This window comes from Paenibacillus ottowii, assembly GCF_006874425.1.
GTDB lineage: Bacteria > Bacillota > Bacilli > Paenibacillales > Paenibacillaceae > Paenibacillus > Paenibacillus ottowii.
Genome location: NZ_VIJZ01000004.1, coordinates 124,730 through 145,496, shown reverse-complemented (window position 1 = coordinate 145,496; position 20,767 = coordinate 124,730). Strand labels below are relative to the sequence as shown.

Genomic DNA, 20,767 nt, shown 5'->3' with positions numbered 1-20,767 from the left:
TTTAGACGCACCCTTACGAACGAAGCAACTGGTGTTCATTCATATACTTGAGTCCGGTATAGCGATCACGCAAAGTATGTGCGGTACGCAAAGCGCGATCAAGCTGTTCCTGTGTAACCCCCAGCTCGGCAATGGTAGACGGCCCTCCAACCTGAGCTAGCCATGCACGCATCTGTTCTGATGTAGGCAAAGTCCGATATACTTTAAAAGCCTCCACATCCTGATTGGCAGCCAATTCTCTATACATGTCAGACAGCAAAGCAGAGGCAACGCCCACTTTGGCACCATGCAAAACTTGCTTGCGCCCCTCTGCAATAAAATCCATTTCAATTCGGTGGGAAATATGATGTTCTCCCCCTGAGGCCGGGCGGGAATGATCAATCAACAACATCGAAATACCGGATGCAACCAGCGCATTCATCAACACCTCGACCCCTGCCTTGCTGCCTGCCGCAATCTCATCCACATGCTCTACACAGGCACGTAAAGCCTCCTCGGTAATTCGGTTAGCCACAGGTGAATACGGCTCGTTTCCCAAATCTCTGGACACATGCCAGTCTGCTAATGAGGTGAACTTACCGAGCATATCGCCAAAACCCGCGGCAGTCATCGTTTGAGGGGCACTCGCCAGTACGGACAAGTCAGCGAAGATCGCTTCCGGCGGAACAGCTTGGAACGTCTGCTTGCTGCCGCCCACAATTAACGGGGCACCAGCGGAGGTAAAACCATCTACAGATGCAGCCGTTGGGACTGATAAGAACGGACGATTCATTTTATAGCACACAAAGCGAACCAGATCGTGAATTGTACCTGACCCAACAGCAAGCACAGCCTGACTCTGATCCGCTACCCCCAGTAAAACTTTCATAATATAAGCTTCATCAGCAATCACATCCCCTACAGCATTCGGAGGCAGCCGAACGACATCAACTGTCAAACCTGCATCACGGATTGATTCAGCTACTTTTTTCCCTGCTGCCGCTGATGTATGCTCATCTTCTACCAGAGTGACATGCCGATAATTTTGTTGATTTAGATAAGGAGCAATGGATTCAAGCGCTCCATCCCGTACCTTGATAAACAATTCAACCTTTCGGTAAGGATGATTAGCGTTACTAGCCTGCGCCTCTTCATTCCACAGCTTGATCTGCTCATTCATATTCATTTCATCAGCCTCCTGAAAAAGGAATAATTTGTACAAAAAAGATCTATACTAATCAATAGAGTCAGATTGAAAACGATTACTATTTAATTGTACGCACAAGTATAGGTGCAAGTCCAGAAAAAACGTACAAGTTACTATTCAATCCAACCATTCGAAAGGGACATGATGATGAAATTTGGAACAGATATTGCCTGTGCACTCGGGTTACTGGCAGGTACAACGTTTGGCAGTGGTATTGCTTTTTTGTTCGGCTGGCAAGCTTATCGCGCACTGACTTCTGTTACGGTCTTTGGCATTGCAGGGATTCTCATTACCATTGCCGTTTTTCGCTTATTGCACCATAAATCGCTTTCTACGTCCAATTCTCGATGAATTTTGTTGCAAACCAGCCCAGTTAAATTGGATTGCATACATAAAAAAACGGGTCTCATAAGCCATTGCAGCTTGTGAGTACCCGTTTTTAATTTGGAACCTATTTATTTAAACTTCTGGGTCAACGTCCAATTCATAATCAATTTCATCAAATCCGAATCCAAACAATTGAAGGAAATCCAGACGGTATTGTTCAAGATCACCCAGTTCGGATACGTTTTCGGTAGTGATCTCGGACCAAGCCGCTTTAACAGCTTGCTGTACATCCTCTCTCATTTCCCAGTTGTCCAGACGAATGCGCCCTTCTTCGTCCGTTTCCACAGTGGACCCACTGTATAACGTCTCGAACAGACGTTGCGCCTGCTCAATACATCCCTCATGCAGTCCTTTTTCTTTCATGACCTTAAACAGTAAGGAAATATACAGAGGCACTACAGGGATAGCCGAACTGGATTGGGTAACCAAAGCTTTATTCACTGAAACGTAGGCCTTCCCATGATAAGGCTCCAGTTGCTTTGTTAAAGTATGCGCTGTGGCTTCCAAATCATTTTTAGCTTGGCCAATCGTTCCTTTACGATAGATAGCCTCTGTAATTTCAGGACCAATATACGAGTAAGCCAGTGTGGTTACTCCTTCAGCCAGCAGGTCAGCTTCTTCCAACGCTTTTAGCCATAAGGACCAATCTTCGCCACCCATGACCGTAATGGTGTTCTCAATTTCTTCTTGTGTAGCTGGTTCCAACGTAATTTCCGATACGACGCCCGTATTTGTATTCACCGTTTTATTCGTAAACGGCTGTCCGATCGGCTTGAGAACGGAATTAAAAGTTTCACCTGTTTCTGGATGAGTCCGCCGAGGTGAGGCTACACTATACACGATCAGGTCTACCTTGCCCAGTTTTTCCTTGACCAGCTTCAGCGTCTCCTGCTTCATTTCATGGGAAAAAGCATCTCCATTCATGCTTTCCGCTATGTAACCAGCTGCTCTGGCTGCTTTTTCGAAGGCCACTGTATTGTACCAGCCTGCCGAAGCCGTACGTCCCTCTGAAGCAGGACGTTCAAAGGATACTCCTATAGTGTCAGCTCCCATACCGAAGCTCGCAGCGATGCGGGAAGCCAGTCCATAACCTGTGGAGGCTCCGATCACGAGTACCTTTTTAGCTCCTTGTAGTGACGTGCTATCTTTGATGTAGTCGATTTGGCGATTAACATGAGCCGCACATCCTGCAGGATGCGCAGTCGTACATATAAAACCACGAATTTTCGGTTTAATAATCATTGCAAGGGTCCCCCTACTTTGGCATTCATTTAATATTGATGGAATGGTTGTCCAGTCATAACTATATTACAAATCAGCTTGCGGCTCAACATATAACATAGTCTTGAAGGTAACCGTTCAATACTACGACAACAGACATCTCCGAACTACCGATCTATGAAAAAAAGAAAATCGCCGTAAACCTCATAGTCTACAGCGCTCTTTTACTTCACTATTCATTTTGACTCACTTTCTAGCAACCGCACATCTTCTCCTTGCTGTTGTCTTTTTTTGATATTCGCTCTTCCCCAGGTACACATTAAATCAATTATTTAATTTGCCGTTATACCATATTCTGTTATATAATATTCCACTTTTGGAGGCATTTGATTATACACATGTCTGCCAACGATGCCATCCTTCTCAAGTTCACGAAGCTGCTGTATAAGAACCTTTTGAGAAACGCCTGGAATACTGCGCTGTAATTCACTTGTCCTCTTTCTACCAGACATTAGTAAGCATATGATTAAAGATTTCCACTTACCCCCGATGATCTCAAGTGTTGCTTCTATCCCTAAATTATATTGTTTCATACGACCACCTCTTCAACGCTAAAATAACTTAGTTGACCTAATTAATTCTATAATCCCATATCTTTATTCTATTTATTGTGTGTATTTACTTTTTTTATAGCGTTATGTAAGAAAGGTGATCTATAATGAAGACTCTCGTGATTTTAGCACATCCGAATATTGAAGATTCCAGAGTAAATCAAAGATGGAAACAACAATTACTTCAATATACCGATGAAATTACAATTCATGAAATTTATAAAGAGTATCCCAACTGGAACATTGATGTTTTGAAAGAACAAAAGTTAATTGAAGCACACAACAATATCATATTTCAATTCCCTTTATATTGGTATAGTTACCCTCCTTTATTAAAAAAGTGGTTTGATGATGTTTTTACGCATGGATGGGCTTATGGTTCAAAAGGTGATAAATTAAAAGGAAAGAAGCTAGGGATCGCCATGTCGATTGGTGATAAAAAAGAAAACTACTTATCTACAGGTTCCGTTACATTTACGGTAGATGAAGTCATAGCCCCTTTTAAAGCAAGCGCAGTACATGTTGGCGCCACGACATTACCCTATTTCGCTGTCTTTGGAGCCTCGTTTCAAGCAAGTGATGAAAACATTAACCAGAGTGCGAAGGACTATATTAAGTATATATTCCAGTATAAATAAAATGGCTATTTACACGCAGCATTTCAAGCATATAAAAACAGGCTCTTGGTGGCATACAGCCAATCCAAGAACCTGTAAATGTTAGGTATAATGCGGTCGAGAGGACTCGAACCTCCACGGGGGGTTAGCCCACACGGACCTGAACCGTGCGCGTCTGCCAATTCCGCCACGACCGCATACTATGTACTGATGGCAATATCATTAATTACCGTAATTAAGATTATATCTTGAATAAACCTTAAAAGCAAGGCATTTTATATTATATTTTTTATGAATAATGCTAGTAAATATAAGATAATCACTGGATATCACCAACCAGATATGGTAGGATGAATGTATCAGGAAAGGAGGTGCGTCAACATCAATAATCATATGTTGAGCGTATCCCTTACCCGGTCCGTTATTCTCTAATATACAGAGTTGACGGAAGCGCGGGATACGGATCAAGGCTTTAATTAAGCGCCACGGGTAGAAAGGCCGTCTACGGACGGCCTTTTTTATTTCAACATCATAGCTTATTAAGGATAAGATTACATAATGTGAAAAGAGGCGTTACAATGTCAATTAGACCTGCGAAAGTAGAAGAATTAAAGGAACTAGTAGCCATCTGGCTGGATGCTTCTATAGAAGCCCACCATTTTATTGCTCCGCAGTATTGGAAATCTCAAGCTGCCGAGATGGAGAACAAGTATCTTCCCCTCGCTCAAAACTACGTTATCATACAAGATGATCTTACGATTGGCGGCTTTGTTTCCATGTTGGATGGATACTTGGCTGCTCTGTTTATACGTGTTGATTCTCAAAGAAAAGGCTATGGCAAATTGCTATTAGATTGGGTTAAGCAACAGCATGAGGAAATTCAATTAAAGGTATACCAGTCCAACACGAAAGCATTTAACTTTTATACTAAAAACGGATTTATCATCCAAGCAGAAGCTGTGGATACCGAAACGGATGAGAAGGAATTTGTGATGGCTTGGACAAAACATTCTCTTACTTAAGCCCATATACCTCGGTATATAAAATCTCTTTAAACGGAGCAAACGCCGATTCAGCCAACGCATCTGGATAGCTCATAATCTGAAGCCGCAGATCAGCCTGTCCTTCTCTTAAAGGGGGCTGTACATATTCAAAATGGTTCAGATGAAACCCCAAACGTTCGTAAAAGCCGATCCTTCTCTGTGACCATTCATCCACTGGCGGCTCAACCTCCAGCACTACCGGCTGATCAGACCGTGAGATAAATCTACTCACGAGCTTTTTGCCTAATCCACCACCTCGTATACGTGAATCTACTGCAATGTGCTCTACAAACCGAAAATGCTCAAATTCCCAGCCCGCCAAAAAGGCCACTATGTTGCCCTGCTCATTCTTTTCAGTGATGATGCGATAGCTAGGATGCTTCAATAAAGCCTTTTGACCCGCAAACGTCCTGCATTCTGATGCGGGAAAAGAAGACTCCATAATCGCATATATTTCAGAAAAATCGTGTTCGTTTATCATATATTCCTACTCCTTTACCTCTGATTCCCCCAAATGACAGGCAGTCTTCATAAAGAGAAAGAGGGATGTTTAGACCACAGTTAGACCTTGTTTAATTCCGTTAGCGTCAGCAGCATATGTTCCAACAACTCTGGAATATCCTCCATCTGATCTTCGTTAATTTGCCTGGAAAATCGGAGTTCGATCCTGTTTTGGTATGTAGATGTCTTCTCTCCGTAAATCTGACTTAACATCTGTACTGGGCGAAGATCGGGCTTCCAAACCTCAGTCAGTATATTTTCAATCCGGCTGCATTGCGTGTCAATCTCCCGAATCTTCATATGAAAATACAACAGCAAGCTGCACCCCGGAGTTTGATCTTCCATCTCCAAAATTTCTGCAGCCAGATTGTTTAAATCCATTTTTAGTCGAAGTTCTGCCGTCACATCCGGCTGTTCTCTCAGACTGAACTGTACACCAAATTCACGCGCCATTACCGACATTTCCAATCTATCGATTCGCTGCGTAATGTTAATACATGAGTCTAGATTATCCAGATCGTAAACCGCATTTTCCATTGCTACTTTTAAGTTATCAAAAACGGTCGGGTCGAACATTTTTCTCACCTCCAATTATGGAGTATAACATAGCTTGTGTTACTCCTAAAATAGGATGCCCCTTTTCATGAAAGCATATTAAGAAGGAATTCTATAGTATACAGTAAGTTGGCTAACTCTTAATTGATGTTTAATAAATAAATTTGTAAAAACGCATAATTGTGACAAAAATATATATTTATTTGTCTATTGTTACATTTTTATTCCAATTTATTGGAATACAATATATAATAATGGATGGGATTAGCAAATTTTTTTATTATATAAATCCCAAAATAAAAGAAGGGAAGAGATGATTAAATGAAAAAGGCAGTTTTTTCTACACTAGGTTTAGCACTTCTATTAAGCACATCCACCGCTGTTGCATCTGCTCAAGAAGCAGCACCCGCTACAAACGGCTTAACTCCTTCCTCTGTACTTGAATATCATGAACAGGAACCAAATGATAGTTTTGAACAGGCTAATTACTATTTTATAGGTGATGCTGTTATCGGAAGACTTGGTACAGAGGGAGTGCCTGGAGTCTGGGAAGCCTACGATGTATATAAATTTAAGGCTTTTGAATCGCAAGAAGTTCATTTTACAATTCAGGGAGACAGAACTTCTGATTCCTGGTTGCAAATGACTGTTTATGATAGTAATGGAACAAAAATCAAACGTTCAAGAGACGGTCGTTATTTTTTAGATGTAGAACTTGAAAAAGGTAAAGAATACTACCTCGCCGTCGAGGTTTTTCCAGGACTTCAATTTGGAGGACGTATATTTGACTATAAAGTCTCTTCTGAAGTTGTAAGGTAGACTAACCAAATTTATGTAACTTTTTCAAGTTGTGAATCGTTATTTAATACCTGTCGTCGTATTGGATACATGTAACAGGCACATATAAAAACTAAAAAATCCCTATACACACCAAAAAGCCTCACCCTTTCTTAAAGGGGCGAGGCTTTTGTAGTTGAGTCATTCCTTCGTTAAACTCAGTTCATTTAATTCTGCCTATTCCTTACGACAAACGCGAGCTAAAGTCCTCGTAGGAGAACTGACGGATTACCTTGATGCCTTCTTCGTCGTTGTAGCTGGCGATGGCTGGCAGGTTGACACCGTTGAACATGTGATTTTTGACCATGGTGTAATGAGCCATATCGCAGAACACAAGCTTGTCTCCTGGCTTCAATGGCTCTTTAAAGGAATAGTCACCAATGATATCTCCAGCCAAGCAAGTAAGTCCACCGAGTCTGTAAGTATGTTCATACTCGCCAGGCTTACCTGCACCAATGATATTCGGGCGGTAAGGCATTGCCAGCACATCAGGCATATGACATTCAGCTGAAGTATCCAGAATGGCAATATCCATTCCATTTTTTATCGTATCCAACACGGTTGCAACCAGATATCCGGTGTTCAGAGCGATAGCTTCGCCTGGCTCAAGATAAACTTGCACACCGTATTTATCCTGAAAGTATTGAATACAACGTACCAGGGTGTCCAGATCGTAGTCTTCTCTGGTAATATGGTGACCGCCGCCGAAATTGAGCCATTTCATTTGCTTAATGTATGGCCCGAATTTCTCATCCACGACTTTAATGGTACGCTCCAGCGTATCTGAATTCTGTTCACACATCGTATGAAAATGAATACCATCCACGCCGTCCAGATCCTCGGGTCTAAAGTTAGCCAGAGTCACACCCATTCTGGAGTTGTTGTAGCAAGGATCGTACAACGGCGTTTCGATTTCCGAATACTCCGGATTCACTCGAATGCCGATGTCGATTTTTTTGGAAGTTACGCCTTGCACTTTGCTTTTGAAGCGTTTCAGTTGATCAAAGGAGTTGAAAACAATATGGTCAACATACTCCAATAGCTCATCAAATTCACTGTCAACATAAGCAGGTGCGTAGACGTGAACCTCCTTGTTCATTTTTTCGCGACCGAGTCTTGCCTCGAACAACGAACTGGAGGTTACGCCTTTTAAATATTTGCCAACCAGAGGAAAAGTCGAAAACATCGAAAATCCCTTAAGCGCGAGCAGAATACTGCAACCTGTCCGCTCTTGAACGGAATTCAAAACCTCAAGGTTTTTGACAAGGAGTCTTTCGTCAACAAGATAACAAGGTGATGGGAGTCCGGTAATATCAATATTCATCGCAGACCTCAATCAAGCAACGTTGGCGCAAAGTTCTCTTGCCATGGCAATCCGTGTTTATTTAGTGCTTCCATGAATGGATCTGGATCAAATTCCTCAACGTTGTAAACGCCCGGTTTTTTCCAAAGGCCTTTGATGATAAGCATTGCACCGATCATAGCTGGAACACCTGTTGTGTAAGAGATGGCTTGGGATCCAACCTCTGCATAACATTCCTCATGATCGCAAACGTTGTAAACATAATAGGTTTTTGGCTTTCCATCTTTAATGCCTTGGATAATGCAACCAATGTTTGTTTTGCCCTTTGTTCTTGGTCCCAGAGAAGCCGGGTCCGGCAAAATAGCTTTCAGGAATTGCAGTGGAATGATCTGTTGGCCTTCATAATCAATAGGCTCGATCGAGGTCATGCCTACGTTTTGAAGTACGTTCAAATGATTCAGATAATTGTCCGAGAATGTCATCCAGAAACGGATTTTTTTCACGCCTTTAATATTCACTGCAAGAGATTCCAGTTCTTCATGGTACAAAAGATATATATTTTTCGGTCCAATTTCAGGAAGATCGTATACTTTTTTCTCAGAAAGTGGCTCAGTTTCAATCCATTCTCCGTTTTCAAAGTAACGGCCTTTCGCCGTAATTTCACGAATATTGATTTCCGGATTAAAGTTAGTTGCAAAAGGATATCCGTGGTCCCCTGCATTCGCGTCCACAATATCAATCGTATGAATTTCATCAAAATAGTGCTTTTGAGCATAGGCCGTAAATACTCCAGTCACACCTGGATCAAAACCGCTGCCCAGCAGAGCTGTAATTCCTGCTTTTTCGAATCTTTCTTTGTAGGCCCATTGCCAGCTGTATTCAAACTTCGGCGTATCCGGCGGTTCATAGTTCGCCGTATCAACGTAATGAACACCTGTCTCAAGGCAAGCATCCATTATCGTCAAATCCTGATAAGGGAGAGCCACATTGATAACTACATCCGGTTGAAAGCTTCGAATCAAGTCAATGACCATGTCGGTGTTGTCAGCATCAAGCTGAGCCGTTTGGATCTTCGTACGACCTCCACCCAGCTTCTCTTTAAGCGCATCGCATTTCTCAACAGTTCTGCTTGCGATACAAATTTCTTCAAATACATCTGGGTTTTGGCAACATTTATGCACCACAACGCTGGCCACGCCACCGGCGCCAATAATCAATGCTTTTCCCAAAATAAATAACCTCCTTATTCCATACGCTAATCGCTAATCATTCTTGCAAACAAAATGATTATAAAGACATCCCACCAAATAATCAAGAAAAACGATAATTTGCTGTGTCAAAATTCACAGAAGCATGTCACAAAAATTTTACAAATTCCAAAATTAGGCATAAATTTTCCGAAAGCGAGCAGAAATTAAGCCCTTCCCCATCCATTACAGAGAAGCCAGCGCATCTTTAACGGACGTTTTCTTGAATATAATGCTTATGCCTTAAAGAGATCATATTATCTTATTTTTGAACAAAAGACCACCCCTCCACGTCTATGACGAAGATTCATGAGATGGTAAAATAATGGGCTGATAGCGTAAAGCTTCATCTACAATCTCTGCCGCACTCAAACCGCGGTCATCCCAGTAGATCAAATTACTAATCTCCGGATGTGGTGTATTTTGCATGACTACATTCAACATGTTGTCGAGTTCCTCTTCTGTTCCCTCGCCGCTGATGATTTTTTCCACTAACTGTATAAGCTCACTTCGGTTCAACTTTTGATGTTTCAATGGGTCTCGGTTCAGACTCATACAATCGCCCTCCTAGGATGAATTGTAGTCGACATAGTGGAACCTTACACTTCTACTGTAAGCGCTATACGACCTATTGTGGAGCCTTGAGAAGTATCATAATAAATAAAACCGCTCCCGGTACGGGAACGGCTCCATATCGTTATAATGCATTTTAAACCATGATTTTGCAAATATCGTTCGTGAATTCAACCGGATCTTGCAGCGGCAAGCCCTCGATCAGCAAGGCCTGATTATACAGTAAGGCCGTATAGAGATTTACCTTCTCCTTGTCCTTAGCAAAAGCTTCTTTCAAAGAGTTAAACACCGCATGGTTTACGTTGATTTCCAGCACTTTATTCGCTTTGACATCAGCGTTATTCGGCATGGCGTTCAAAATTTTCTCCATCTCAATGGTTACTTCGCCGTCAGCGGACAAACATACCGGGTGTGTCTTCAAGCGCTTGGAGGCTTTTACACTGGATACTTTGCCTTCCAGCAAGCCCTTCATGTACTCAAACAACTCCTTGTTGTCGTTTTGTTCCGCTTCTGTTTCTTTCTCATTTTCGTCAGACTCAATGCCGAGATCGCCACTCGAGACGGATTTGAATTCTTTCTCTTTATAGCTTATGAGCATTTTAATAGCGAACTCATCAATATCATCCGTGAAGTACAAAATTTCGTAGCCTTTGTCGGCCACCAATTCAGTTTGCGGCAGCTTTTCAATACGCTCATTGGACTCCCCGGAAGCATAATAAATATACTTTTGATCCTCTGGCATACGAGATACATATTCGTCCAAAGTAACCTGCTTCTTCTCTGTCGAAGAGTAGAACATAAGCAGATCCTGGAGCGTTTCCTTATGTCTGCCGTAATCATTGTAGACACCAAATTTCAATTGTCTGCCAAATGATTTGTAGAATTGATCATATTTCTCCCGATCATTTTTGAGCAGAGTCAACAGCTGGCCTTTAATTTTGCTTTCGATATTTTTGGCAATCAGCTTCAACTGACGGTCATGCTGCAGCATTTCTCTCGAAATGTTGAGGGACAGACTTTCGGAGTCAACCATACCTTTTACGAAGCTAAAATAATCCGGCAGCAGGTCAGGAGATTTTTCCATGATCAGCACACCGTTGGCATACAGCTCAAGCCCTTTTTCATATTCCTTGGAGTAGAAATCGAACGGAATATTTTCAGGAATAAACAAAATCGCTTGGTACACTACCGCACCGTCTGCGCTGATATGGATATGCTGAAGCGGCTTGTCGTAACCATAGCGTTTTTCCGCGTAGAAATTTTGATAATCCTCGTCGGTCAGCTCGCTTTTATTTTTTCTCCAGATGGGCACCATGCTGTTAATACGTTGTTCTTCTTTGTAATCCTCGAACTCGTTATCGCTTCCCTCTTTGAGACGCTTGCCTGAAATGTCCATTTTAATCGGGTAGCGAATAAAGTCGGAGTACTTTTTAATAAGTGCTTTTAAACGGTACTCGTCCAAATATTCGTCGTAGGACTCCTCCTCGGTGTTGGCCTTGATTTTAAGCACAATCTCGGTTCCGACTTCGTCCTTCTCAGCCTCCTCAATGGTATACCCATCAGCGCCTGTGGATTCCCATTTATAAGCAGTATCGCTTCCCAAAGCCTTGGTCGTTACTGTAACCAGATCCGCTACCATGAAAGCTGAATAGAAGCCAACGCCGAATTGACCAATGATGTCATGTCCATCCTTGGATTCATTTTCATTTTTGAACGCCAGTGAGCCGCTTTTAGCAATGACGCCCAGGTTATTTTCCAGCTCTTCCTTGGTCATCCCAATTCCGGTATCCCTCAAAGTCAGCGTTCTGTTGTCTTTATCGGGAGTTACTTTAATATAATAGTTTTCTTTGTCAAAAACCAATTGATCGTCTGTCAGTGCTTTGTAGTAGATTTTGTCAATCGCATCACTTGCGTTGGAGATGAGCTCTCTTAGGAAAATTTCCTTTTGCGTGTAAATCGAGTTAATCATCATTTCGAGCAGACGCTTGGACTCAGCCTGAAACTGTTTTTTCTCCATTCGAATATCTCCTTTCAAATATACACCTATGTAAGGCCAGCGGATAAGAGCTATGCAAACGATTCAGCTTTGTTAGCACTCCCACCATTCGAGTGCTAGCCTACCTTTTTTATAACATTCCTCATTTTTTATGTCAATATCTTGGTTAACTTACACAGTAAAATTCCATTTTAGGAAACTGCTAGTGTCTGATCTGCTTAAACATCACGTTAAACAGTTCGGCAGAGGACGGAAACAGCCCTTGAACATGGGGAAGCAGATTACTCCTGATCCGCAGCTCATCCCCATCCAAATGCCTTAGATCTTCATGATAGAACCAGACAATAGGATAATCCCCGTCCTTATGTCTGCTGCCTGCGTTTAAACATACGGGACCTTGATCGTCTTCTGCAATCGCAAATGGAATATAGCCTGCTGACAATAGAGGTGACCATTGATCGATCAAATCATAAAATGCCTTTAAGCCTTGACCCACTGGCAGACGTGGAAATTCTACAAACGTGCAATCGCTCCAGTATACTCCCGGAATAGATTCATTATCGAATTGTAAAGATACATAATGGTAGGACATGATAAAATTCCTCAGCAGAGGCGGCAGTTCAAAATGGTATTTTTCCTCCAGCTCCCGAACTTCTTGTTCTGTAATCTGTGAAGGAAGGGGCTTCCACTTGATCCATCCCTCCTCATCGACGTTCCCATCACGCATTTCGAGCGGTACATTTTCTTCCACATCCATAAAAAAGGCTTCATCCATCTGTGCAAATAACTCCTTCATGGATGAACGAATATCCGCTTTCTTGTCCATGTCCTCACACCTCTTCCCTTCTTATTCGCATTTTCCATTATGCTAATGCGAATTTATATAAAAATATCATTGCAATTATATGCCACTGCCCTTTATATGTTCAGCTTATCAGAACTTGCTTTTTTCACCATTCGCAGAATATTAGTATTACCAGCGCAATGGCTCATAGTTACGCCAGAACAACCAACGCCCTATCTCGTGAATGGGAGCAGTGCCAATGCTATATTCATCCTTGGTGCCACTCTGCAAATCAATTAAATGAAGCATACCACCATACGTTCCAACCGCTAGCATGCCTTCATCGGGTGTAACTGCCAGCCCGGAAATCGTACTACCGACAAAATAGCGCCAAAGCTCACGCCCCTCTCTATCAATAAGACGAAGATATCCATAAGCATCGCCTAGAATAGATCCTTGTGTCAGCGCTACGGCAGCGTATACTCGCATTTCTTCATTCATTATCGGCCATTCTTCCTTATTCTGAGCAAGCCCCTGCTCCACTTCGGCAATCGGCACCTGAATGGTGGCACCGTTGTAGAAATGACAGGCATTGAACCAGACATCCAGACCATCTTTGGAAAATAGGGCATAGTGCGGATAGCTGGAGCCTGGCTCCAATGTGTGCACCGTCTTATCGGTTAAGTCCATAAGCAAATGCTCACTCATCTGGCTACCATAAGCGATCCAGCGTCCATCCTTCGACACAGCACCATGCGCCATATCCACAATCGTGTCTTTCAGTTCTAGTTCTCTACGTTCAGACGCTTGGGGATGGACCAAATCTACCTGATCAGCAGTCAGCAAATAAACGCCATAACCGCACACCAGCAGAAGACGTTGTCCATCATCAAACGGAATTACTTCATCTAATATATCCTCAGGATGCTCCTCATCCGCCAAGCATTCCAAGTCAGGAATAGACGCTTTTAAACGGGCTTGTATATCCTTCCACGGATAATACGCTGTCTCTTCCCCTTGCAGATTCCGATCCGGTTGACGAACAATCCGAATCCCTTGCCCATCCACCAACGCAAAATAAATCCCGTCCGGCGAACAACCTACTCGATGCAATCCGGGAATTGATCTGATTTCATCTTTTCCCGCTATGTAGATCTTTCCGCGTTCCCGAGGATTGCCTGCATGTAGAACGACTTCATTGCCTCCATTCATAAAAGTCACCGGCCTCACGGCTTGCAAAGCCTCCTCAAACGCCGGTGTAAGCGGCCAGGATGCAGCCGGAATCTCCTGACGTAACTTCTCTACTTCCCCAGCCTGATTTGCCTCCTGAATCATTCGAAAAATATCTTTGGCCAGCTTAGGACGTTCATCCTGCTTCGGCTCTGGCTGCTCCTGCTGCCATTGGCTTTCCATACCGATTCTGACAAACTCGTTCACATCTGCGGCATACCTTTTTCCCGCCTGTCGCCACTGCGCTGCCATTTCATGATTCAACCAATTCATTCCGCTCCCCCATCCAGTGTATGTATGTCTTATTTGTTCCATAGGCTTTATTCATTCTGTTAGGTGGTTTCTCACCTTCGTCAACACAGACCACAGGTCTATCACTGCTTTTACCTCCTCATAGTCCAGATAGGTATCATGCTTTTCATAATATTTGACCGCCATAATCACCATCTGAAGTGTCACTGGCTGTCCAGTATCCTTAAGGACTTCTACAATACTCTCAAAAGTCGCTAGCTCAAACCAGGTTTGAACCTGACGATCTGATATCCATACGGGAATATGCTCGTCCTGCTCGTTCGTTGCGACTGTACCGTCCTCTGCACATTCCTCCAGCCAATGCTCATCCAAATAATAAATCGGTATGTGAACAGGGTCCTGATCCCATTGAGCCACATTCACATATAACCTGTTATTATGCAGTTGCCCCACACTGCGCACCAATTCCTGCAATCCTTCAAATATACGATAAGACGGGCGCTCTCTGCGAAGGTAATCCTTAAGTCTTGTCTCGTACCTGCTCATCTCCAGCCACCCCGTTTCTATATCAGCTGAGCCTTCAAAATTCGCTTAACATACATTTGTAACTGATAAAACCCGATATAAGTACAAGCACCTTGTCAATTGTTAAGACTACCTAAGGAGATTGATCTATTTATGAAAAGAATCACCGCACTTATTATTCTGTCCATGCTATTACTTGTAACCCCGATTTACGCTGCTGCACCAGTACCTATGCTGGTTTATGTGGATCAGAGCAACCACTCCTTCATCCCGCTTCGCCTCCTGAACAGCTATGAAGGGATCATACTCAACCTAAACCCGGCTGATAAAAAAATAGAAATAGCGCAAGGCAATACCCGGCTTACATTATTTATGGGACAAGCTACTGCTAAAGTGAATGATCAAACGGTTCGTATGCAAAATGCACCTTTTACCGATAACGGCGCTACCTATGTACCCTTGCAGTTCGTCAGCCAACATCTAAATCTACAAGTCTTGTGGCAAAAAGAAACCTCAGCCGTGCGTATTACGCAGGATAAGACGTCTGTTACACTTCCAGTACTTACCGGCATACTACCCGGAAATACTCCCCCAATCACGGTAGCTCATAAGAACTTTAAGATTGGATCTCGTACCTTTTCCGCCAAGATGGTCACCATCTCCATGCTCCATCCCAAGGTGAGTTTGGACGTAGCACTGGCAGGCGATACCCTTGGTAAAGTGGAGGACTTGAATCGTCTCGCCAAACGCAATCAAGCGGTTGTAGCTATTAATGGCACATTCTTTGACGCCTATACCAAAAGCTCCTACAAAACGCCTTACGGCTATCTGGTCAGTCATGGCAAGATGTTGAAAAAAAGCTCCGGCGATCAACGTACCGTCTTCACCTACGATACTAACCATTTAGCCAAGCTCATGTCGGGTTCTGCTTTTGAACAACAGTTAAGTCAAGGCAGCGTCGAAGGTGCTCTTCAAGCTGGACCTCGTCTGGTCACGAACGGCCAGGTTTCCCTTAATGTCAAAGCTGAAGGCTTCAAGGACCCTAAAATATTAACAGGCGGCGGCGCCCGCAGCGCACTTGGAATTACGAGGGATCATAAACTGATCCTCCTAACTACAAGCGGAGCGACTATTCCGCAGCTCGCCCAGATAATGAAGCAGGCTAGTGCTTATCAGGCCATGAATCTGGATGGCGGTGCTTCCAGCGGATTGTACTACAACGGCTCTTACCTCACTACCCCCGGCCGCCAAATCAGCAACGCCATTATTGTAAAGTATCAATAGCCTTTTTCATTTTCCCAGTCACGGTTATTATAGATTCCCTGTGTTGAAGCGGCTTGCCTGATCCGTTACAGTTTGATCCTACAATCTACAATCGAATCAGGCTGGTAAAGCTGTTGCTGCCTTCGCTTCCTTTTTTAAAAGAAAGGTAAATACGGTTGTTTTCTCCTCTGCTTGCCAAGCATTCATAAAGCCCGGGTTGCACAGACAGGAATGATCCTCCCCATACACAATCAGGTTCCAACTCGCCACCTGTCGCTTCCTCTCCTGCGCCAATAAATATATTCCCTGAGGGAACCTTCAAAAATAGATGCACCGTAGGCTGCTCGATATGATCTGTTATCACAACCTCATACGTCCCGTCCGCTCCCAGATTCAAAAAAGCAGCATTTCCCGCATTCAACTCCCCCAGCTCGTCCGCTTCAATGGACCACCAATCCGGTTCATCGTTCAAACGATGCTTTAGAGCTTGCGTATCAAATAGGCAAAGAGTCGCCGTATCTGTCGTAAATTGAAATGGACTATTTGCCATGTTCATCATGCGATCCTCCTGATCATGGTCAGCGAATTTCCTTTTCGTCTTCCGCTATCCGTATTGCTATAGATTTGAGGGGAATTATCCCTTTATGTAAAGTATAACAATGCTTGTAGGGCCAGACAACATACTAGAGCCACCATCCATCTGCATTAAAAAAGCCCTCTCTCACGCTGTTGTAAAAGAGGGCTGCTTTACGAATTTGAGCGATGCAAACCTAACGTTAGATCAGAAAAGATTTGGTGATAATCACCAGCAAAATAAACAATACCAAAATCGCGCCTGTGGATGTCCAGGCTCCACCGCAACCTACTTGACCCATATCTAAATCCCTCCTTGCGTTAAAGCTTACTCTTATCGTATGTAGAAAAGTGGATAACGACCGGGCGAATCGGCAAGTTTATTTGCCATGGAGGAGCTTCTTAGAAAATGGACTGGTACGTTTCGGATGAATCAGTTATGACTCGGGATGACAACTGGCAGAGAATGTCGTCGGATCTGCGCAACAGCCTGCTCACATCCTTCTGCTTCATCTTTTGAATGAGCGAGGTTTCTAGCTGGGATGAAAGAAATTGAGTGGTGCCTATAAATACAACAATATCCAATCCTGGGTTGGTGTCAGTATGTAATAAGTGCAACAAATCCGCCATGGACAAGAGTCACGGAGGGAAAATATTATTAGTTTCTTTCATATATAGAGCTTTTACCATGGAGGTTAACGCCCTGTCGCAGAGGATAATGCAGCATTGGAGTTGGTTATGCTTGTACAATATTTGGGCTAGTTTCATGTGGTATTGGGATAGCGTGTGGAAATCGGTTATTGACTGATGTAGGTGTTGTACAGGTCTGGATGGTTGAGTGGGACTTGGAATACAGGTAGAAAGAGCTTCTTTCATATCTATTCCTCCAGAGAATTTCAAGTATAGTCTTATTATACTCTAAAATAATACTTATAGATATAATTAATAACAAATATACGATTCTTAATCTCATGTTTGCCAAAGAAAATCTTGTCTACACTTTTTAGTATGAAGGGGTGTAGATGCATGCTGGACAAAGAAGTGTTAAAGCTAGTTGGGGCTAGAATAAGAGTTTTACGCAAAGAAAAAGGCCTCTCGCAAGAAGCACTTGGGGAAAAAGGCGGATTTCATTTTACATACATTGGGCAGATCGAACGTGGAGAAAAGAATGTTTCCTTGATAAATGTAGCTAAAATCGCAAAAGCACTAGACGTAAACTTAGTTCAGTTGTTTTCTTATGTAAGTGAGGACCCCAAAATTGTGGAGTCTGATGAAGATATTATAGAAATTATTACAATGCTCAAAAAATCGAGCCCAGAGAAGGTACGTCTAGCGAGGAATGTTATACGGGAGATTATCAACTAAGAAGATTCTCAAAAATTGTGAGAGCAATCTCTTGGGAAATAAAAAAAGGACCATACTTTTCATTTTCAGAAAATCATAGTCCTTATTTTCCATTTAACACCAAAAGGATACATTAGTTTTTTGTCGTGACCTTGTTAGATGGAATTTAACGCAACAGCCATTCCTTTATTGTCAATGTAGAAGAGCCATTTTGAATGAGCGGATCTAAATTTCCAATCTTTGTCGCCTCCTCAAGTGACGCTGCTTTTATTAAATAGGCTCCTCCCGTTCCATCGCTAAATGGACCATACTTTTCAAGAAGCCCCTCTTTCTTCAACTTTTCCAGATGATCATAGTGCCCTTCGATATCATCTGCATTGAACTTGTTTGTTCGTGTAGTAATTAATAAAAAGTAACTCACTGATTTCCCCTCCATATTTCCCTTGTAATAAAAAATATCTGACGTTCCTTTAAGAAGATATTACAGCGTTAGCTATTAAAATAAAAGCCCTCAAAGATGAAATGCAACTACAAGGGAATTTGGTCAATTTTAGTGGCTTTAGCCAGTTGAGTACGCAAAGCGTGCGAAACAAAAAACCACCTGATGCAATCGTTATAATAGGAGTGTTCAAGCTACTATGTATAACGAAAGGAGAAGGTGGTTTTTGTGGCACAAAGCAGAGATGGCATGGCACATACCAAGTGGATGTTTGAGGCAACCATTAGAAAGTATATTCAAGAGCAGGAAAACCAGAGGCTTATAGCCTCAGAGCAACCCCCCCGTCTGACGGGTGGTTATGATTTGAAAACCTACCTACAACACCTATAAAATATGCACTATTCTCTAGTAGTCTAAACGTCTTATTCACTACCACATTTTTCTTCGCTCATCGAACTAGGGTTTGTCTTTTAAAACAAGCTGAGATTCTCAAGGATGAAGATCTGAAAACGGCGAAAGCGTATCACTTGAGCTCATTTTCGAAGTTATGGAAGCAGGAAACGCCTGAGAAAGCGAAAGTGTTTTGGGATGGCTGATATTTTTGGGCGACACATATGCGCCTTCTCAGTATTTAATGCGAAGGAGCTTTCGGGACCATAATACTAGCCCATAATCTCGTGAAAACCCATAAGAGGAATGTCCGTAATGTACAAGAGTACTGCCTCTTCTCGACGTTGTCCCTGAACATTCTACGAATGCTTGAAGCTCTAGCCAGACCAATGAAGAATCACATCGTTTGTGAACATGCATAAAGGGTCTGAAGATTTTTTCACGGACCCTTTTGTCATCAGCCCTGGCGGTGTCCGGTGGTGTGGTGTTAACCTATCGTATCAACAAAGCCATATCCCAATCCGGGCTTTCCTCGCAAAGCAAAGAAGCTAGCACAAGTGCCACGCCCGCGGTACCCGTCAAAAAGCCCGCTTCATCCACTTGCTCATACTTGCCATTTACAAAATATTCATCATAATAACCAAACTTCGACTCTGCCGCATACTTATCCAGCACAGCCACAACTAGTTCATCACGAATCGCACCAAGCTTCACATGACCCGTATCCGAATACATACGTTGAACCATATGAAGCAGGCCTCCTATACCGTGACACAAGGTAGAGGCGGTGAGTCCTCCCATGGTCTGGATGCGATTCTCAATGTCTACATACGCCTGCAACCCAATTGCGCTCCATTCCTGATTATGCATCGCTTGCCCAGCTAGCCAGATGGATCGTGCAATCCCAGGCACCCCATAGCACCAGGAGTCCCACGGGTCTCGGATACTGCTCGGATGCAATTCACCCTGAAGTACCTCTTCAACAGCGACTCGCCCCGGCCATAACGTTCCTGCTTCACCGCTCACTCGCCATCGACATATCCACTCGGTGAGCCGCCGCAGATCTGCACGCATCGCTTCTGTTGTCATGCCCTGCAATTGCGATAGACTCAGAAAAGCCAGCGGTCCTGAGATACCATGGGATAGGCCCAGGTTAAAATTCCCATTTGGATACTGCACCTTTTCATGTTCGAGGAACTGATTCGCAGACAGGATATGCCAAGCAGGGATTCGATGTCCTTGATAATCTTTTTCCCCGCAGAAGATATGGAATACTTCAACAATCCGTTGCCAGATAATCTTCATTTGCGGTCGATCTGAGAAAGCCAACACAACTCGTGCAATTCCTGTCAAACCTTCGATTGTATCGTACTGACTAATACGCAATTGCCCTTCTTTCCACTGGTTTTTGCATATCTCTACATAATTTAACACAGCTTCCTCGAACCAACTTGCCAGTGTATCTAGCATGCCTTGGTAGCGCGTATTCTTTCGTGACAGAGCACGAACGCCTAGCAAAATACCCGCTAACCCACTGTATAGAGATAGAGTATGAATACCTTGCTGTTCGATTACCTGTTGGATCTTTTGCAGGTAACTATGCCCTACCATATCCCAACCGTTATCAGGATATAACTGATCCAGTTGTCCCATTAATACACAAATACCCGTAAATCCACCCGAGAAGCTTGTGTCTGACCATCGTGCCACCTGTTTTCCTTCAATCACTTGCCCAGGAACCTGCTTCATCTGGGCACGTACCTGATCAGGATCCTTATAACGCTGCACAATCGCCTGCAACACTTGTGCTACTTGCTTCCTAACTTCCCCACTTAAGGGGATCCATTGTGTCGATACCGCACTTGCCGCTTTCATCCTCAATCATCTCCT

The 20,767-nt window shown here is 43.2% G+C and carries 22 protein-coding genes, 1 tRNA gene and 1 pseudogene; 7 read left to right on the top strand and 17 right to left on the bottom strand.

Annotated features, from left to right (window positions below; translation table 11 throughout):
• Positions 1 to 13 precede the first annotated feature (13 nt).
• A complete protein-coding gene (locus tag FKV70_RS10750) occupies positions 14 to 1,165 on the bottom strand; it encodes a sn-glycerol-1-phosphate dehydrogenase (protein ID WP_142612831.1) in 1,152 nt (383 codons plus the stop codon).
• 168 nt (positions 1,166 to 1,333) lie between these two features.
• Here FKV70_RS10750 and FKV70_RS10745 point away from each other — a divergent pair, with 168 nt between their 5' ends.
• Positions 1,334 to 1,537, top strand: a complete 204-nt coding sequence (locus FKV70_RS10745) for a hypothetical protein (protein WP_142612830.1) — start codon at positions 1,334 to 1,336, stop codon at positions 1,535 to 1,537.
• Between the two features lie 108 nt (positions 1,538 to 1,645).
• On the opposite strand, the gene fabV is transcribed toward FKV70_RS10745, so the two are convergent.
• Together fabV and FKV70_RS10735 are read right to left on the bottom strand one after the other, a co-directional pair.
• Positions 1,646 to 2,815, bottom strand: a complete 1,170-nt coding sequence (gene fabV, locus FKV70_RS10740; protein WP_142612829.1) for an enoyl-ACP reductase FabV — start codon at positions 2,813 to 2,815, stop codon at positions 1,646 to 1,648.
• Between the two features lie 314 nt (positions 2,816 to 3,129).
• A pseudogene (locus FKV70_RS10735) lies at positions 3,130 to 3,387 on the bottom strand (winged helix-turn-helix transcriptional regulator); the annotation flags it as partial.
• A 125-nt stretch (positions 3,388 to 3,512) separates the two neighbouring features.
• On the opposite strand from FKV70_RS10735, the gene FKV70_RS10730 reads away from it, so the two are divergent.
• A complete protein-coding gene (locus FKV70_RS10730) occupies positions 3,513 to 4,043 on the top strand; it encodes an NAD(P)H-dependent oxidoreductase (RefSeq protein ID WP_142612828.1) in 531 nt (176 codons plus the stop codon).
• Positions 4,044 to 4,134: 91 nt separating this feature from the next.
• Here FKV70_RS10730 and FKV70_RS10725 read toward each other — a convergent pair.
• A tRNA-Leu gene (locus tag FKV70_RS10725) sits at positions 4,135 to 4,219 on the bottom strand.
• A gap of 381 nt (positions 4,220 to 4,600) precedes the next feature.
• Here FKV70_RS10725 and FKV70_RS10720 point away from each other — a divergent pair.
• Positions 4,601 to 5,044, top strand: coding sequence for an N-acetyltransferase (locus tag FKV70_RS10720; RefSeq protein ID WP_142612827.1), 444 nt, complete (start codon positions 4,601 to 4,603; stop codon positions 5,042 to 5,044).
• Here the strand turns inward: FKV70_RS10720 and FKV70_RS10715 are convergent.
• Together FKV70_RS10715 and FKV70_RS10710 are read right to left on the bottom strand one after the other, a co-directional pair.
• Positions 5,037 to 5,546 (bottom strand): GNAT family N-acetyltransferase, encoded by a 510-nt coding sequence (locus FKV70_RS10715; protein WP_142612826.1) that lies wholly within the window; start codon positions 5,544 to 5,546, stop codon positions 5,037 to 5,039. The two genes, FKV70_RS10720 and FKV70_RS10715, sit on opposite strands and share 8 nt — an antisense overlap.
• A gap of 80 nt (positions 5,547 to 5,626) precedes the next feature.
• Complete coding sequence (locus FKV70_RS10710; protein ID WP_142612825.1) at positions 5,627 to 6,142, bottom strand: hypothetical protein; 516 nt, start codon at positions 6,140 to 6,142, stop codon at positions 5,627 to 5,629.
• Positions 6,143 to 6,442: 300 nt separating this feature from the next.
• Here FKV70_RS10710 and FKV70_RS10705 point away from each other — a divergent pair, with 300 nt between their 5' ends.
• Entirely contained in the window at positions 6,443 to 6,940 is a 498-nt protein-coding gene (locus FKV70_RS10705; protein WP_142612824.1) for a hypothetical protein, read from the top strand.
• A gap of 202 nt (positions 6,941 to 7,142) precedes the next feature.
• Here the strand turns inward: FKV70_RS10705 and nspC are convergent, their stop codons facing one another.
• The 7 genes from nspC to FKV70_RS10670 all read right to left on the bottom strand — a co-directional run bounded on the left by nspC (position 7,143) and on the right by FKV70_RS10670 (position 14,889).
• Positions 7,143 to 8,282: a carboxynorspermidine decarboxylase gene (gene nspC / locus FKV70_RS10700; RefSeq protein WP_142612823.1), complete on the bottom strand. Its 1,140-nt coding sequence runs from the start codon at positions 8,280 to 8,282 to the stop codon at positions 7,143 to 7,145.
• An 8-nt stretch (positions 8,283 to 8,290) separates the two neighbouring features.
• Entirely contained in the window at positions 8,291 to 9,490 is a 1,200-nt protein-coding gene (locus FKV70_RS10695; protein ID WP_142612822.1) for a saccharopine dehydrogenase family protein, read from the bottom strand.
• Positions 9,491 to 9,802: 312 nt separating this feature from the next.
• Entirely contained in the window at positions 9,803 to 10,063 is a 261-nt protein-coding gene (locus tag FKV70_RS10690; RefSeq protein WP_142612821.1) for a bacteriocin immunity protein, read from the bottom strand.
• A 154-nt stretch (positions 10,064 to 10,217) separates the two neighbouring features.
• Positions 10,218 to 12,098, bottom strand: a complete 1,881-nt coding sequence (htpG, locus tag FKV70_RS10685; protein WP_063213068.1) for a molecular chaperone HtpG — start codon at positions 12,096 to 12,098, stop codon at positions 10,218 to 10,220.
• A gap of 181 nt (positions 12,099 to 12,279) precedes the next feature.
• Positions 12,280 to 12,903: an SMI1/KNR4 family protein gene (locus FKV70_RS10680; RefSeq protein WP_063213069.1), complete on the bottom strand. Its 624-nt coding sequence runs from the start codon at positions 12,901 to 12,903 to the stop codon at positions 12,280 to 12,282.
• Between the two features lie 147 nt (positions 12,904 to 13,050).
• Entirely contained in the window at positions 13,051 to 14,364 is a 1,314-nt protein-coding gene (locus FKV70_RS10675) for a WD40 repeat domain-containing protein (protein WP_142612820.1), read from the bottom strand.
• Between the two features lie 51 nt (positions 14,365 to 14,415).
• Complete coding sequence (locus FKV70_RS10670; protein WP_142612819.1) at positions 14,416 to 14,889, bottom strand: DUF7716 domain-containing protein; 474 nt, start codon at positions 14,887 to 14,889, stop codon at positions 14,416 to 14,418.
• A gap of 132 nt (positions 14,890 to 15,021) precedes the next feature.
• Here FKV70_RS10670 and FKV70_RS10665 point away from each other — a divergent pair, with 132 nt between their 5' ends.
• Positions 15,022 to 16,152: a phosphodiester glycosidase family protein gene (locus tag FKV70_RS10665; RefSeq protein WP_142612818.1), complete on the top strand. Its 1,131-nt coding sequence runs from the start codon at positions 15,022 to 15,024 to the stop codon at positions 16,150 to 16,152.
• Between the two features lie 85 nt (positions 16,153 to 16,237).
• Here FKV70_RS10665 and FKV70_RS10660 read toward each other — a convergent pair whose 3' ends face one another.
• Both FKV70_RS10660 and FKV70_RS26245 read right to left on the bottom strand, forming a co-directional pair.
• Positions 16,238 to 16,690, bottom strand: coding sequence for a DUF6386 family protein (locus FKV70_RS10660; RefSeq protein ID WP_142612817.1), 453 nt, complete (start codon positions 16,688 to 16,690; stop codon positions 16,238 to 16,240).
• Positions 16,691 to 16,907: 217 nt separating this feature from the next.
• Positions 16,908 to 17,006, bottom strand: a complete 99-nt coding sequence (locus FKV70_RS26245; RefSeq protein WP_208738401.1) for a YjcZ family sporulation protein — start codon at positions 17,004 to 17,006, stop codon at positions 16,908 to 16,910.
• Between the two features lie 724 nt (positions 17,007 to 17,730).
• On the opposite strand from FKV70_RS26245, the gene FKV70_RS10650 reads away from it, so the two are divergent.
• A complete protein-coding gene (locus FKV70_RS10650; RefSeq protein WP_058712638.1) occupies positions 17,731 to 18,069 on the top strand; it encodes a helix-turn-helix domain-containing protein in 339 nt (112 codons plus the stop codon).
• 145 nt (positions 18,070 to 18,214) lie between these two features.
• On the opposite strand, the gene FKV70_RS10645 is transcribed toward FKV70_RS10650, so the two are convergent.
• Positions 18,215 to 18,484, bottom strand: coding sequence for a YciI family protein (locus FKV70_RS10645; RefSeq protein ID WP_425280349.1), 270 nt, complete (start codon positions 18,482 to 18,484; stop codon positions 18,215 to 18,217).
• Between the two features lie 231 nt (positions 18,485 to 18,715).
• Between FKV70_RS10645 and FKV70_RS25890 the strand changes: the two genes are divergently transcribed.
• Positions 18,716 to 18,877 carry a hypothetical protein gene (locus FKV70_RS25890; protein WP_162305667.1) on the top strand — a complete coding sequence of 54 codons (162 nt, stop codon included), beginning with the start codon at positions 18,716 to 18,718 and terminating at the stop codon, positions 18,875 to 18,877.
• 492 nt (positions 18,878 to 19,369) lie between these two features.
• Here the strand turns inward: FKV70_RS25890 and FKV70_RS10640 are convergent, their stop codons facing one another.
• Positions 19,370 to 20,752 carry a lanthionine synthetase C family protein gene (locus tag FKV70_RS10640; protein ID WP_142612816.1) on the bottom strand — a complete coding sequence of 461 codons (1,383 nt, stop codon included), beginning with the start codon at positions 20,750 to 20,752 and terminating at the stop codon, positions 19,370 to 19,372.
• Between the last annotated feature and the right edge of the window lie 15 nt (positions 20,753 to 20,767).

Coding starts and splice junctions, on each gene's coding strand:
- FKV70_RS10750 (WP_142612831.1), bottom strand. CDS start 1,165: ATGAATATGAATGAGCAGATCAAGCTGTGGAATGAAGAGGCGCAGGCT.
- FKV70_RS10745 (WP_142612830.1), top strand. CDS start 1,334: ATGAAATTTGGAACAGATATTGCCTGTGCACTCGGGTTACTGGCAGGT.
- fabV (WP_142612829.1), bottom strand. CDS start 2,815: ATGATTATTAAACCGAAAATTCGTGGTTTTATATGTACGACTGCGCAT.
- FKV70_RS10730 (WP_142612828.1), top strand. CDS start 3,513: ATGAAGACTCTCGTGATTTTAGCACATCCGAATATTGAAGATTCCAGA.
- FKV70_RS10720 (WP_142612827.1), top strand. CDS start 4,601: ATGTCAATTAGACCTGCGAAAGTAGAAGAATTAAAGGAACTAGTAGCC.
- FKV70_RS10715 (WP_142612826.1), bottom strand. CDS start 5,546: ATGATAAACGAACACGATTTTTCTGAAATATATGCGATTATGGAGTCT.
- FKV70_RS10710 (WP_142612825.1), bottom strand. CDS start 6,142: ATGTTCGACCCGACCGTTTTTGATAACTTAAAAGTAGCAATGGAAAAT.
- FKV70_RS10705 (WP_142612824.1), top strand. CDS start 6,443: ATGAAAAAGGCAGTTTTTTCTACACTAGGTTTAGCACTTCTATTAAGC.
- nspC (WP_142612823.1), bottom strand. CDS start 8,282: ATGAATATTGATATTACCGGACTCCCATCACCTTGTTATCTTGTTGAC.
- FKV70_RS10690 (WP_142612821.1), bottom strand. CDS start 10,063: ATGAGTCTGAACCGAGACCCATTGAAACATCAAAAGTTGAACCGAAGT.
- htpG (WP_063213068.1), bottom strand. CDS start 12,098: ATGGAGAAAAAACAGTTTCAGGCTGAGTCCAAGCGTCTGCTCGAAATG.
- FKV70_RS10680 (WP_063213069.1), bottom strand. CDS start 12,903: ATGGACAAGAAAGCGGATATTCGTTCATCCATGAAGGAGTTATTTGCA.
- FKV70_RS10675 (WP_142612820.1), bottom strand. CDS start 14,364: ATGAATTGGTTGAATCATGAAATGGCAGCGCAGTGGCGACAGGCGGGA.
- FKV70_RS10670 (WP_142612819.1), bottom strand. CDS start 14,889: ATGAGCAGGTACGAGACAAGACTTAAGGATTACCTTCGCAGAGAGCGC.
- FKV70_RS10665 (WP_142612818.1), top strand. CDS start 15,022: ATGAAAAGAATCACCGCACTTATTATTCTGTCCATGCTATTACTTGTA.
- FKV70_RS10660 (WP_142612817.1), bottom strand. CDS start 16,690: ATGATGAACATGGCAAATAGTCCATTTCAATTTACGACAGATACGGCG.
- FKV70_RS26245 (WP_208738401.1), bottom strand. CDS start 17,006: ATGGGTCAAGTAGGTTGCGGTGGAGCCTGGACATCCACAGGCGCGATT.
- FKV70_RS10650 (WP_058712638.1), top strand. CDS start 17,731: ATGCTGGACAAAGAAGTGTTAAAGCTAGTTGGGGCTAGAATAAGAGTT.
- FKV70_RS10645 (WP_425280349.1), bottom strand. CDS start 18,484: ATGGAGGGGAAATCAGTGAGTTACTTTTTATTAATTACTACACGAACA.
- FKV70_RS10640 (WP_142612816.1), bottom strand. CDS start 20,752: ATGAAAGCGGCAAGTGCGGTATCGACACAATGGATCCCCTTAAGTGGG.